At 55.5% G+C, this 13,040-nt stretch carries 14 protein-coding genes; 10 read left to right on the top strand and 4 right to left on the bottom strand.

All coding sequences use genetic code 11. From position 1 onward, the window contains the following. The 3 genes from INF86_RS05905 (at position 1) to INF86_RS05915 (ending at position 1,938) form a co-directional block, all read left to right on the top strand. Positions 1–855: a dimethyl sulfoxide reductase anchor subunit family protein gene (locus INF86_RS05905; protein ID WP_193543320.1), complete on the top strand. Its 855-nt coding sequence runs from the start codon at positions 1–3 to the stop codon at positions 853–855. Positions 856–900: 45 nt separating this feature from the next. Then, a complete protein-coding gene (gene dmsD, locus INF86_RS05910) occupies positions 901–1,515 on the top strand; it encodes a Tat proofreading chaperone DmsD (RefSeq protein WP_126291058.1) in 615 nt (204 codons plus the stop codon). Positions 1,516–1,623: 108 nt separating this feature from the next. Next, the gene (locus INF86_RS05915) at positions 1,624–1,938 is read left to right on the top strand and encodes a YebG family protein (RefSeq protein ID WP_058678032.1); all 315 of its coding nucleotides are present in this window, start codon (positions 1,624–1,626) and stop codon (positions 1,936–1,938) included. A 56-nt stretch (positions 1,939–1,994) separates the two neighbouring features. On the opposite strand, the gene catA is transcribed toward INF86_RS05915, so the two are convergent. Continuing rightward, positions 1,995–2,654 (bottom strand): type A chloramphenicol O-acetyltransferase, encoded by a 660-nt coding sequence (gene catA / locus INF86_RS05920; protein ID WP_023300000.1) that lies wholly within the window; start codon positions 2,652–2,654, stop codon positions 1,995–1,997. 86 nt (positions 2,655–2,740) lie between these two features. Continuing rightward, the gene (locus tag INF86_RS05925) at positions 2,741–3,625 is read right to left on the bottom strand and encodes a LysR family transcriptional regulator (protein ID WP_126291153.1); all 885 of its coding nucleotides are present in this window, start codon (positions 3,623–3,625) and stop codon (positions 2,741–2,743) included. 114 nt (positions 3,626–3,739) lie between these two features. Here INF86_RS05925 and INF86_RS05930 point away from each other — a divergent pair, with 114 nt between their 5' ends. From INF86_RS05930 to clcB, 7 genes are all read left to right on the top strand, one after another. Further along, positions 3,740–4,867 carry an alpha/beta hydrolase gene (locus INF86_RS05930; protein ID WP_193543321.1) on the top strand — a complete coding sequence of 376 codons (1,128 nt, stop codon included), beginning with the start codon at positions 3,740–3,742 and terminating at the stop codon, positions 4,865–4,867. A gap of 299 nt (positions 4,868–5,166) precedes the next feature. Continuing rightward, positions 5,167–5,910, top strand: a complete 744-nt coding sequence (locus tag INF86_RS05935; protein ID WP_045621656.1) for a YoaK family protein — start codon at positions 5,167–5,169, stop codon at positions 5,908–5,910. A 261-nt stretch (positions 5,911–6,171) separates the two neighbouring features. Next, a complete protein-coding gene (gene osmY, locus INF86_RS05940) occupies positions 6,172–6,882 on the top strand; it encodes an osmoprotectant ABC transporter permease OsmY (RefSeq protein ID WP_193543322.1) in 711 nt (236 codons plus the stop codon). Positions 6,883–6,900: 18 nt separating this feature from the next. Beyond that, positions 6,901–7,800: an osmoprotectant ABC transporter substrate-binding protein OsmX gene (gene osmX, locus INF86_RS05945; RefSeq protein WP_017694085.1), complete on the top strand. Its 900-nt coding sequence runs from the start codon at positions 6,901–6,903 to the stop codon at positions 7,798–7,800. Positions 7,801–7,808: 8 nt separating this feature from the next. Then, a complete protein-coding gene (osmW, locus tag INF86_RS05950) occupies positions 7,809–8,456 on the top strand; it encodes an osmoprotectant ABC transporter permease OsmW (protein WP_063148135.1) in 648 nt (215 codons plus the stop codon). Then, complete coding sequence (gene osmV / locus INF86_RS05955; RefSeq protein WP_193543323.1) at positions 8,456–9,604, top strand: osmoprotectant ABC transporter ATP-binding protein OsmV; 1,149 nt, start codon at positions 8,456–8,458, stop codon at positions 9,602–9,604. The genes osmW and osmV overlap by 1 nt, the downstream gene beginning before the upstream one ends. Positions 9,605–9,708: 104 nt before the next feature. Beyond that, positions 9,709–11,019 carry a voltage-gated ClC-type chloride channel ClcB gene (gene clcB / locus INF86_RS05960; RefSeq protein ID WP_003857448.1) on the top strand — a complete coding sequence of 437 codons (1,311 nt, stop codon included), beginning with the start codon at positions 9,709–9,711 and terminating at the stop codon, positions 11,017–11,019. Here clcB and bioD read toward each other — a convergent pair. Both bioD and mlc read right to left on the bottom strand, forming a co-directional pair. Beyond that, the gene (gene bioD / locus INF86_RS05965) at positions 10,954–11,649 is read right to left on the bottom strand and encodes a dethiobiotin synthase (protein ID WP_015570628.1); all 696 of its coding nucleotides are present in this window, start codon (positions 11,647–11,649) and stop codon (positions 10,954–10,956) included. The genes clcB and bioD overlap by 66 nt on opposite strands. A gap of 131 nt (positions 11,650–11,780) precedes the next feature. Further along, entirely contained in the window at positions 11,781–13,001 is a 1,221-nt protein-coding gene (gene mlc / locus INF86_RS05970; RefSeq protein WP_022647966.1) for a sugar metabolism global transcriptional regulator Mlc, read from the bottom strand. Positions 13,002–13,040 lie beyond the last annotated feature (39 nt).

The following is a 13,040-nucleotide window of genomic DNA, read 5'->3' on the forward strand; positions in this document are numbered from 1 at the left end:
ATGGGAAGTGGATGGCATGAATGGCCGCTGGTGATCTTCACCGTTTTCGGGCAGTGCGTGGCTGGCGCATTAATCGTGATGGGCTTCGCCTGGCTGAATGAACGTGATGACAAGGCCAGAATACGCATCGTGCGCAGCCTGTTTTTTCTCTGGCTGGTAATGGGTATTGGGTTTATGGCCTCGGTACTGCATCTTGGCTCCCCGCTGCGCGCCTTCAACTCGCTTAACCGCGTGGGAACGTCAGCGCTGAGTAATGAGATCGCGGCGGGTTCGATCTTCTTTGCCGTGGGCGGTTTCTGGTGGCTGGTGTCGGTTATCGGTAAAATGCCCCCAGCTTTAGGCAAAATCTGGCTGGTTGTCAGCCAGCTCCTGGGTGTCGTTTTTGTCTGGGCGATGACCCGGGTCTATCAGATCGATACCGTACCGACCTGGTATACGGGCTACACCACGTTGGCCTTCTTCCTGACGATGGCTCTTACTGGCCCGCTGCTGGCCGCGCTGCTGCTGCGGGTCGCAAACGTGACATACAAAGGTACCCTTGCCGCGTCTGTCAGCGTACTGGCACTCATCGCCTGCGTGGCGGTCGTCGTGTTGCAAAGCAATACGCTGGGGACGATCCAGAATTCTATCCAGCAGGCTAACGCCCTGCTGCCGGATTATGGTTCGCTTCAGGTATGGCGCATCGCGCTGCTGGCGGCGGGTTTAGGCTGCTGGATCTGTCCGCTTATTCGTCGTCAGGAACCGAAAACGCTCGGCCTGTTTGCAGGTTTCGTGCTGGTGGCGGTGGGTGAACTGATTGGCCGTGGGCTATTTTATGGTTTGCATATGACCGCAGGGTTAGCAATTGCAGGTTAACACAGGTGCGCGGGCTACCCCCGCGCACAAGTAAGGAAAGTTGTAATGAATGACGTCTCACACCGCGAATCGTTCGCGTTCAGCGCCCGGGTACTGGGCGCGCTGTTTTATTTTGCCCCTGACAGCGAGCAGACCGCACCGCTGGTGAGTGCCCTGACCGCAAGTGACTGGATGCAGGACTGGCCGCTGGCGCAGGAAAGCCTGCAGCCCGTGGCCAGTATGTTTAAGAACCCGTCGGACGAAGCGTTGAAAGACGCCTGGCAGCGTCTGTTTATTGGCCCGTATGCCCTGCCCGCCCCCCCGTGGGGCTCCGTCTGGCTCGATCGCGAGTCCGTGCTGTTTGGCGATTCGACCCTTGCATTGCGCCAGTGGATGCGTGAAAACCATATCGCCTTTGAGATGCAGCAGAATGAGCCGGAAGATCACTTCGGAACGTTGCTGATGCTGGCGGCATGGCTTGCCGAGAACGGTCGCGACACAGAACGCGACCAGCTTATGGCCTGGCATCTGCTGCCGTGGAGCACGCGTTTCCTTAGCGTATTCGTTGAAAACGCGGCCCATCCGTTCTACACGGCGCTGGGTAAACTTGCCCAGCTGACGCTGGCAGAATGGCAGTCCACTTTGCTGATCCCGATTGCAGAAAAAACGCTGTACCGATAACAGCTCCTGGCTTGTACATCCGTTGTGTAAGCCAGGTTCGGACATTTTTGCTGCAACGCAGATCCGGAGCTGCTATACTGTATATAATTACAGTACTGGAGGTGCAAAATGGCTGTTGAAACAAAATTCGTGGTCGTAAGAAAAGGTGAAGAGAAAATGACTTTTGCCAGTAAGAAAGAGGCTGACGCTCACGACAAACTGCTCGACATGGCAGAAGCGTTCACCGACTGGCTGCTGCAAAGCGGAATGCAGATGGATGAAACGCAGGCGGAAAACCTTGGTCTGTATCTTGCCGAGCAGAAAGAGTCCGTGCAGCATATCCTGCGTACCAGCAAGCTTCCCGAGCTCAATGCTGCAACGGATAAAACAGCGCCAGAGGAGGCGGATAGCAGCAAAAAAATCCGGGCCGTCAAAGCCGCCTGATCGTCAGAACGACTCATCACCTGTCCTGCTGCCGCGGGCCGGAAACGGCTCGCGGCTTAATAGTGCGGTAAATTATCACACAACTCTTGCAACTCGTTGATTAGTCTGGCCACATGGAAACCATCACAGACAGAATGATGAACCTGAACGGCGAAAGGCAACAAGACTTTTCCATCCTGGTTAAAGTATTTTCCAAACGTGAACATGGGCGCAAAAAAGTTCTGCATGTTAGCCACGTTGATATTAAAACTGGTAAAACTGACCCACGGAATATCCGATATGAAGAATATATTTTCCCGGTACTCTTCTTTGGGCCAGTAAGCAAGATTATCACCATAGCGAGAAACGTCTTCTGCATAAACGTTCTGAAAGTGATGAATATTCCCGTCGAAGTGACTCCATAATGATGAAAACGTCTCCGTCTCTTTATGGAAAAGGGTATAGCTGGGATGCACCTCATTCCATATTACAAGCTCATTATCCTTCATAGCCATACGGAACTCAGAATGGCGGTTAACGACTGTCGAAATAAGGGAAATAATCGAAGGATAAAATTTCCAGCCAACCTGTTTGATATGTTTCAGCAGCGCAGTGATATCCAGCTGAACCGTTTGGTTAATCGTGCATTGAGCAAAGCTCTGAAAGACTTCAAAATGTTCTTTCCTTGCCCAACTCGATAAGTCTACAGCCGTATATTCTGGCGTAATTTTTGTCATTTCTTTGCCTTAATTAAGCAGCGCTATATAAAATAGTAGCGTACCATAAACCCAGGAGCTGTATAGACCATCGAGCAGAGGCTGCCTTAAATTTTCAACGTATCAATAACCGCTCTCAGCGCCGGGGACACGTTGCGGTGCGGGTAATAGAGGTAAAGCCCGTCCATCCGCAGGCTGTAGCGCTGTAAGACGCGTATAAGCGTGCCACGCTCCAGATCGTCAGCCACCAGCTCAACCGGGACATAGGCCAGCCCGAGTTCCAGCCGGGCCGCTTCAGCCTCCATGTAGCTGTCGGAAAAGGCCCATTGCCCCTCAGGCCGGTGCGTAACTCGCTTCCCGTCCTGAACAAGCTCCCATTGATAGTGGTTACCGTCGGCAAACTGGTAGGCAATGCAGGGATGAGCATCCAGATCGGCGGGCCTCTGCGGGAAACCATAGCGCCGAAAATGCGCCGGGGCGGCAACCACAGCCATCTCCATATCGGGCGTGATGCGCACCGCAATCATTCCTTGTCCCACCTCCGGCCCCAGCCGGACGCCCGCGTCGAATCGCTCGGCAATGATATCCACGAACCGGCTCTCATTCATCAATTCCAGACGGATATCCGGGTAACGCTGTTTGAAGATAGCGAGCTTTGGCAGCAGACATTTCTCGATGGCGTGCTGGCTGGCATTAATGCGCACCGTGCCGGACGGCGTCTGGCGGTAATGCGCCAGTCTGGTCAACCCGGTATCAAGCGCATCAAAGGCGGAACCGGCGGTCTGGTAAAGCTGTTCCCCGGCGTGTGTCAGCGACAGCTTACGCGTAGTACGCACCAGAAGCTGAACGCCCAGCCGCTCTTCCAGCTCGCGAACCGATCGGCTGATCCCGGATTGCGCCAGCCCGAGCCGCTGTGCGGCTGCCGTAAAGCTTCCCTCCCGCACCACCTGGATAAAGAGATACAGTTCATTATAGTTTTCCCGCTTCGCCATCATGCCTCGTCAATTCATATCAAAATGATATTAATCCTAGCAGCTTTTGGCCTCTAATCAGCACTATTTCTGCTAACTATAATGGCCTCATTACAACAACACACGGTACCTCTTATGAAAACATTCACCCAAAAACTGTCCGTTGCGCTGCTGTTATGCGCATCATTAAGTGGAGTGACAACAATGAGTTATGCAGAAACGCTAAATCCTAACGCCCCCGTTTCGATGGTGACAACCTGGGATAAAACCTTCGCCGAGAGCAATAAAGTCAACCACCGCAAAGTGACGTTCCAGAACCGGTACGGGATCACTCTGGTGGGCGATCTGTACATTCCCAGGAACCACGGCGACCAGAAACTGGCGGCGATAGCCGTCAGTGGGCCGTTCGGTGCGGTTAAAGAACAATCCAGCGGTCTGTACGCCCAGACTCTGGCTGAGCAGGGGTTCGTGGCCCTGGCCTTCGACCCATCCTACACGGGGGAAAGTGGCGGCCAGCCGCGTAACGTTGCCTCCCCTGACATCAACACCGAAGACTTTAGCGCCGCTGTGGATTTCCTGGGGTTACAGAAAGAAGTCGACCGTAACCGTATCGGCATTCTTGGTATCTGCGGCTGGGGCGGTGTGGCGCTGAACGCGGCATCCATGGATACCCGCGTGAAGGCGGTCGCCACCAGCGTAATGTATGATATGAGCCGCGCGATGGGTCACGGCGTGGGCAACGGGAAAGATCGCTATTCAGCGGCCGATCGTCGGGCCGTGTTGCAGTATCTGAACGCGCAGCGCTGGAAAGATGCTGAAAGCGGCACTTTCGCCCATGGCGGCCACGATATTAATGTCGATGAGAATGGCAAGGTGACGGCGGCCGAGCGCATTCTGCCGGAAGCACTGCCCACCGATCCGCATCCGGTACTGAAAGAGTTCTATGATTACTACCGTATGCCGCGCGGTTTCCATGCCCGTTCCGTAAACTCCACCGGCGCGTGGACTGCGACCATGCCGTTATCCTTTATGAATATGCCGCTGCTGAGCTATGCCGGGGAGATCACTATCCCAACGCTGATTGTGACCGGTGAAAACGCACACTCTCGTTATTTTGCGGAGGATGCGTTCAAGGCCGTCGGCAGCAAAGAGAAAGAGCTGGTGATTGTTCCCGGTGCAAACCATGTTGATCTCTACGATAACGTCGCAGGAAAAATCCCGTTCGCGCAGTTTGAGCAGTTCTTCAAAACCAGTCTGAAATAACACTCTAAGCCCCCGGAAATCACGGGGGCATCTCTTCTCATCGTCGTGAATGACACCTATGTCTACACTGAATCAAATCCCATCCCGCTACAGCGAGCATGCACACTGGGACAGTATTTTTGCCCGTAAGTCTGCTCGTGGCATCTGCAATAAGGCATTATATTAACAGGGTTATTTTATTTAATTACAAAACCTCGAATACCTCCCGTTGAAATAATAATTAAGCAATATCCTGGTCAGTCGGCGACATCGCTTTGTTAGCTTGAGAAGTCAGGCAAAGCTCAAACTGGAGGTATTCTTTGCTGATTAAATTAAAGAAAGAACGAACGCATCAGGAGGATCGTCGTCTTGCACTCTGGCTGGCGACCTCCGCGGGACTGCTGAATGCCATTGCGCTGGGCGCGTTCGGCTTTTTCCCCTCTCATATGACGGGTAATACATCGCAGTTATCCAGCGAAGTTTCCTCCACCGATCTCAGTGATATTCTTTTTTTTGGCGCCATTATTCTGTCGTTTGTCACTGGCGCCATTGTTGCGCGGATTATTGTTATCTGGGGAATTATCCATAACGTCAGGCTGATATTCAGCCAGGTTTTATTTGTTGAAGGGCTATTACTTGCCGGGGTATCCCTTTATGAAATGTATTTTCACTCCTTCGCCACGAATCAGGAGATTATTCTTTTCCTGTGCGGTTTGATGGGAATTCATAACTCCACCTCAACTCAGCTTTCCGGCGGTCGGGTGAGATCCACGCACATTACCGGCACGCTGACCGATGCCGGCATTTCGCTGGCCTCCGTTATGGTCGCCATGCTGCGCCGGGATTATTCCAAAGACACGGCCGCGCAAAAGAGCCAGCTCAAAACCCATTTAACCACCCTTTTCTCGTTTATTACCGGCGGGATTGCGGGGCTGATCCTCTTCAGAGAGTTTGGATTCCACGCGATGCTGGCACTGGGCCTGATGCTGGTGTTTATCGCTGCCTTTTCAATCGTTCGTATCTCGTGGCGCGTTCGAAAGGTACGCGCCGCGCTTAGTCGATAGGGTGATCAGCACGCCTCAAGTGACGTTGTCACTTGAGGCGTGCTTCTTTAAGACTATTCTGCCTTCCCGCTGACAGCCCTTACGCCATAAGGCTTAACTCAGGTTGTCACTAATTTCATAGGGTTACTGTTTTACCCCCTTTGCTGGAACCCTTCCGTTTCGCTTGCTATAGGTGAAGTACCCCTGCCGAAACATGGCATAACAACAGGCAACCGCAACAGGTGGTTGCTATAACGCATGCGCACAGGGAGACACACCGCAATGCACCCATTACTTAAACGTTCGCTGCTTTTTGTAGGCGCGATTATCGTGGTCCTCGCTCTCCTCACCTGGGGAATTGGACTGGAGACGATTAAGGCGCGCCAGGTTGACCTGCTCTACCTCGGTCAACAGCACCTGATTCTGGTCTTTTCATCAATGTTCTTTGCCCTGCTGGTGGGCATTCCAAGCGGTATTCTGCTGAGCCGTCCGGCGGCACGGGGTATCGCCGAATACGTGATGCAAATCTTTAACGTGGGCAACACCCTGCCGCCGCTGGCCGTTCTGGCGCTGGCGATGGTGGGGATTGGCATCGGTGATAAACCGGCCATTATCGCCCTCTTTCTCGCTTCTTTGCTGCCAATTGTGCGTAACACCTATGCCGGGCTGTGCTCTGTTCCCGCGTCGTTGCTGGAAGCGGCAAACGGCATCGGCATGACCAAATGGCAGCGCCTGCATCAGGTCGAAATTCCTAACGCCTGGCCGGTGATGCTTTCCGGTATTCGCATTGCCACTGCGATTAACGTCGGTACCGCACCGCTGGCATTCCTGATTGGCGCCAGCAGCTACGGCGAGCTGATTTTCCCGGGGATCTATCTGAATGACTTCCCGACGCTGATCCTGGGCGCGGCGGCCACCGCCCTGTTCGCCCTGATTCTGGATACGCTGCTGGCGGCACTGGGTCGACTACTGAGCCCGCATCTCGCGCGATAATTATAACAAGGAGCTTCTATGAGACTGTTTTCCGGCCTGACGGCGCTGTGCGCCGCCGCGCTCTTCACCAGCCAGGCGCTCGCCGCGCCGCTGATCCTGGCAACAAAGAGCTTTACCGAGCAGCACATTCTCTCGGCCATGACCGTACAGTATCTGCAAAAGAAAGGATTTCAGGTGCAGCCGCAGACTAATATTGCGACGGTGATTTCCCGTAACGCGATGATTAACAAGCAGATTGATATGACCTGGGAGTACACCGGCACGTCGCTGATCATCTTCAACCATATCAACAAACGCATGTCGCCGCAGGAGTCATACGAGACGGTGAAACGCCTCGACGCAAAGCACGGTCTGGTGTGGCTTAAACCTGCCGATATGAACAATACCTATGCCTTTGCCATGCAGCGCAAGCGCGCCGAGGCTGAACATATCAATACCATGTCTGAGATGGTGGCAAAGATTGAGCAGATCCGTAAAACCGATCCAGATAACAACTGGCTGCTGGGCCTTGACCTGGAATTTGCCGGGCGTAGCGACGGGATGAAACCGTTGCAGGCGGCCTACAACATGGAGCTGGACCGCCCGCAGATCCGCCAGATGGATCCGGGGCTGGTCTATAACGCGGTGCGCGACGGGTTTGTCGATGCCGGGCTGATCTACACCACCGACGGGCGCGTGAAGGGCTTCGATCTTAAAGTGCTGGAAGACGATAAAGGCTTCTTCCCGAGTTACGCCGTGACGCCAGTTGTTCGAAAAGACACGCTGGAGGCTAACCCGGGGCTGGAGGAGGCGCTGAACACCCTCTCAGCCCAGCTCAATAACGACGTTATCACCGAACTGAATAAGAAGGTGGATATCGACCATCAGTCACCGCAGCAGGTCGCCCGTGATTTCCTGCGTAGCAAACAGTTGCTGTAGGAGGCGCTATGGAGACGATTCACTATATTCTCGACAACTGGGACTATCTCTTAACCCTGACGCTGCAACACCTCTGGCTGGTGGCACTCGCCGTGGGCATGGCGATTGTTATTGGCGTGCCGCTGGGTATTTTAATTGTCCGCCATAAATGGCTGGCAACGCCGGTGCTGGGGATTGCCACCATTGTGCTCACCATCCCGTCAATTGCGCTTTTCGGCCTGATGATCCCGCTCTTTTCGCTGATCGGTCAGGGCATTGGCGCCCTGCCCGCGATTACGGCGGTGTTCCTCTATTCACTGCTGCCGATTGTGCGCAACACCCACACGGCGCTCGACAGCCTGCCACCCGGCCTGCGCGAAGCGGGACGCGGCATCGGCATGACCTTCTGGCAGCGTCTGCGCTGGGTGGAAATCCCAATGGCGCTGCCGGTGATTTTTGGCGGCATCCGCACCGCCGTGGTGATGAACATCGGCGTCATGGCGATTGCTGCCGTGATTGGCGCGGGCGGTCTGGGCCTGCTGCTGCTTAACGGTATTGGCGGGAGTGATATTCGTATGTTAATTGCGGGCGCGCTGATGATTTGTCTTTTAGCGATTGTGCTCGACTGGTTGCTGCACCGTTTGCAGGTGGTACTGACTCCGAAGGGGATTCGATAATGATAAAACTGGAAAACCTCACCAAACAATTTTCACAGAAGCACGTCCAGACGTTTAAGGCCGTCGACAACGTCAACCTGAACGTGCCTGAAGGGGAAATGTGCGTGCTGCTCGGCCCGTCCGGCTGCGGGAAAACCACTACCCTGAAGATGATTAACCGTCTCATTACGCCAAGCAGCGGGACGATCCTGATTAACGGCGAAGACACCAGCGGGATGGACACCGTGACCCTGCGCCGCAACATTGGCTACGTGATCCAGCAGATTGGCCTGTTCCCGAACATGACTATCGAAGAGAACATTACCGTCGTGCCGCGCATGCTGGGCTGGGACAAAGCGCGCTGTAAATCCCGTGCCGAGGAGCTGATGGATATGGTGGCAATGGATCCACATAAATTCCTTCACCGCTATCCGCGCGAAATGTCCGGCGGTCAGCAGCAGCGTATCGGCGTCATCCGCGCGCTGGCAGCGGATCCTCCAGTCCTGCTGATGGATGAACCATTCGGCGCGGTTGACCCGATTAACCGTGAGGTGATCCAGAACCAGTTCCTGGAGATGCAGCGCAAGCTGAAAAAGACCGTGATGCTGGTGAGCCACGATATTGACGAAGCGCTGAAGCTGGGCGACCGTATTGCCGTCTTCCGTCAGGGGCGTATTGTTCAGTGCGCCAGCCCGGACGAGCTGCTGGCGAAACCCGCCAATGAGTTTGTCGGCTCGTTTGTTGGTCAGGACCGGACGTTGAAACGCCTGCTGCTGGTATCCGCGGGCGACGTCACCGACCAGCAGCCGACGATTACGGTACGCGAATCGACGCCGCTGCCAGAGGCCTTCGCCACCATGGATGACAACGATATTCGCGCCATTACCGTGGTTGATGATCTCGGCAAACCGCTGGGCTTTGTGAAGCGCCGCGAAGCGCGTAATGCCAGCGGCAGCTGCGGTGATATTCTGCATCCGTTCCGCATGACAGGTAAGGCCGAGGATAACCTGCGCGTGGTGCTTTCTCGCCTGTATGAGAGCAACACCAGCTGGATGCCGATTGTGGACGAGGACGGACGCTATAACGGCGAGATATCCCAGGATTATATTGCGGAGTATTTGAGTTCCGGGCGTACGCGCCGGGCATTGAATATTCATAGCGAGAGTTAAGCATTCAGGCCGGGTACTGCCCGGCCTTTTTCCGCACGCATACCTTTTGCTAACCTCACGTTTTCCCGCCACAATATCGTATCGTCCCCGTTAATCACGACTTCATGCAACGTCTTCACGCTTACCCCGACATCCGCGCGATGTTTCGCCGTCTCCTGATTGCTACTGTCACCGGCGTGCTGGCAGCGCTGGCCGTTGCGGTGTTCCGCCACAGCATGTATCTGCTGGAGTGGTTGTTTCTCAGCAACGAAAGCGGAAGCCTGGTGAACGCCGCTGCCGCGTTATCGCCCTGGCGGCGGGCGCTGACGCCTGCGCTGGGTGGTCTGGCCGCGGGGGTGCTACTGTGGGGATGGCAGCGCATGACGGCACAACGTCCCCACGCCCCGACCGATTATATGGAGGCGCTGGAGACGGGTGATGGCCAGTTTGATTACGGCGCCAGCCTGGTGAAATCCCTCGCCTCGTTGCTGGTGGTCGCCAGCGGCAGCGCCATCGGCCGGGAAGGCGCCATGATCCTGCTTGCCGCCCTCGCTGCCTCCTTTTTTGCACAACGTTGTACGCCGAAATCCGAATGGAAACTGTGGATCGCCTGCGGTGCCGCCGCCGGGATGGCCAGCGCCTATCATGCGCCGCTGGCGGGCAGCCTGTTTATCGCAGAGATCCTGTTTGGCACGCTGATGCTGGCCTCCCTCGGCCCGGTGGTGATTGCCGCTGTGGTGGCCCTGCTAACCACGCGCCTGTTAAGTCCCGGCGCGAATACACTTTATGATGTCCATCTCAGCGAGATGCTTACGGCGGTGGATTATTTCCTGATCGTTGGCGTGGGTCTGCTGGCTGGCGTTTGCGGCCCGCTGCTGATGTGGCTGATGGCGGCCAGCCACAGGCTGTTTCTGCGTCTCAAACTTTCACCGCCGTGGCAGCTGGCGCTGGGGGGGCTGATCGTCGGGCTGCTGTCGCTGCTGACGCCGAAGGTATGGGGGAATGGCTACAGCGTGGTTCAGGCGTTTTTGCAGTCGCCGCCGCTGCTGTCGGTAATTGCCGGCGTCTTTATCTGCAAGCTCCTGGCGGTGCTGGCAAGCAGCGGGTCCGGCGCACCGGGAGGCGTGTTTACGCCAACCTTGTTCGTTGGTATGGCAACGGGAATGCTGTTTGCGCAGATCTTTGCGCTGTGGTTTCCTGGCTCTGAGACGGCGATCCTGCTTGGGCTGGCGGGTATGGCGACGCTGCTTGCCGCCACAACGCATGCGCCAATCATGTCGGCCTTGATGGTATGTGAGATGACCGGGCAGTATTTTTTACTTCCCGGTTTGCTGGTTGCCTGTGTTGTGGCGTCGGTATTGTCGAGAACGCTACGCCACGACTCGATCTACGGCCAGCATACCGCCGAAAGCCGAGAGATCGATATAGTGCGCTAATTCGCGCTGCTCGGCGCGGGGCAGATAAGGCAGTTCGCCTACCAACGGGCCAGGCAGCTTTTTGCTCAGCACGTCGATGATTTCTGCGTAGTGCGCAAGGCCCGGGTTAATACGGTTCGCCACCCAACCAATCAGTGGCAGGCCGTCATTAGCGATAGCCTGCGCCGTCAGCAAGGCATGGTTGATGCACCCTTCCTGAATGCCCACGACCATAATCACCGGCAGCTGCTCCTGCACCACCCACTCGGAAAGGGGACGTAAATCGTTCATCAGGCTGCGCCAGCCACCGGTCCCTTCAACGACAACGTGGTCAACCTTTTCACTCAGATTTGCCAGGCCATCAGAGAGCAGACTGTAGTTGATAAGCCCACTGTGAGCGACGCTGCTTTCCTCTTCGCTTAACGCGATGGGATTGACGGCATCATAAGGCAGTTCCAGAGACGAGACGCTTTGCAGAACCAGGGCGTCCTTATTGCGCAGCCCTTCTGGCGTCTCTTTACTGCCTTTTGCTACCGGCTTGTATCCTGCAACGCGTTTACCGCTTGCCGCCAGGGCCTGAAGTAACGCGCGGGATACGACGGTCTTCCCGACAGACGTATCCGTACCAGTAATAAAGAAACGCTTAAGCATGACTCATTCCACCTCTTGGGTATGCTTCAAAAAATATAAACCAGGTAAATAATTCAGTGGGGAAAGTCTACGGGAAGCGTGCGCTACCCGGCTTGAGATAGCGCAATTTTTCGTACATCTATGGAAAAGAGTTAGCCCTGAAGCAAACGAATCAGTAACGAGCCGTTGTACATCGCATCTTTTACCAGCGCGGCGCCAGCCATCGTACCCTGGTTGGAAAATTGCGTACTTTCGACCACGATGTTTTTACTGTACGCGGGAAGCGCCTGCTGGTTGATGCAGGCGGAAATTGCCGGAAAGAGGATATCCGCCGCCTGGCTGAGCGGGGAGCCGATCAGTATTTTTTGCGGGTTAAACAGGTTCACCATAATGGCCAGAATGCGCCCGACATTATTGCCCACGCCGGTAATGATGTCCTTCGCCAGCAGATCGCCCTGCCTTGCCGCAGTGCACAATGCCTCGACGCTCAACGGTTGACCGTGCAGCGTGGAGCTCATTGACTGGCTGAGCCGCACCTGCGCCAGCTCCAGCACGCTTTCGACGCTGGCAATTGTCTCCAGACAGCCATGGTTACCGCAGTAGCAGCGTTTTCCGTACGGATCGACCTGCGTATGGCCAATCTCCACCAGGCTACTGCTGCCAGCATGCAACAGACGCCCGTCGGTGATCACACCTGCGCCAACGTTGTGATCAATCACCACCTGAATCACGTCGCGCGCGCCCCGGGAAGCGCCAAATAACGCCTCCGCCATCGTCCAGGCGCTGATATCATGCTGAATGTAGACCGGCACACCGGTGTGGTTTTCCAGCACGTCGCCCAGCGGCATCTCTTTGACGTTTTCATAAAACGGCATGCGGTGCACAATGCCATTTTCGGTATCAATAATTCCCGGCAGGGTGATCGCAATCGCCGTTAAACGTTCAAGGCGCTGCTGGTGACGAATAAAGAACTGGTCGATATGGGTCAGAATGGCATCGAGGAGTGGTTGCTCTGCATCGAGCGGGAGTTCCAGCCGGTCTTCCACCACCAGCTTGCTGCTGAGGTCGCGCAGCGCGAGGAAGATTTCCCCGCGGCTAATTCGCAGCGACAGGTAGTGCCAGGCTTCCGTTTCCACCACCAGCCCTACCGCCGGACGGCCACGGCTGCCCGGCTCCTGAATTTCTGTCTCCTGAACCAGATGGGCTTCCAGCATTTCGCGGACAATCTTGGTAATACTGGCGGGTGCCAGTTGTGCCAGGCGCGAAAGATCGATACGCGAAACCGGACCAAGCTGATCAATCAGGCGATAAACGGCGCCCGCGTTGGTCTGCTTGATCTGATCGATATGCCCTGGCTGACTATCAGCAACCACCTCGTACTCCCTTATTTTCGAGCTTCGAAATAAACTGAG

This window comes from Enterobacter cloacae complex sp. I1M, assembly GCF_014982425.1.
Lineage (GTDB): Bacteria > Pseudomonadota > Gammaproteobacteria > Enterobacterales > Enterobacteriaceae > Enterobacter > Enterobacter intestinihominis.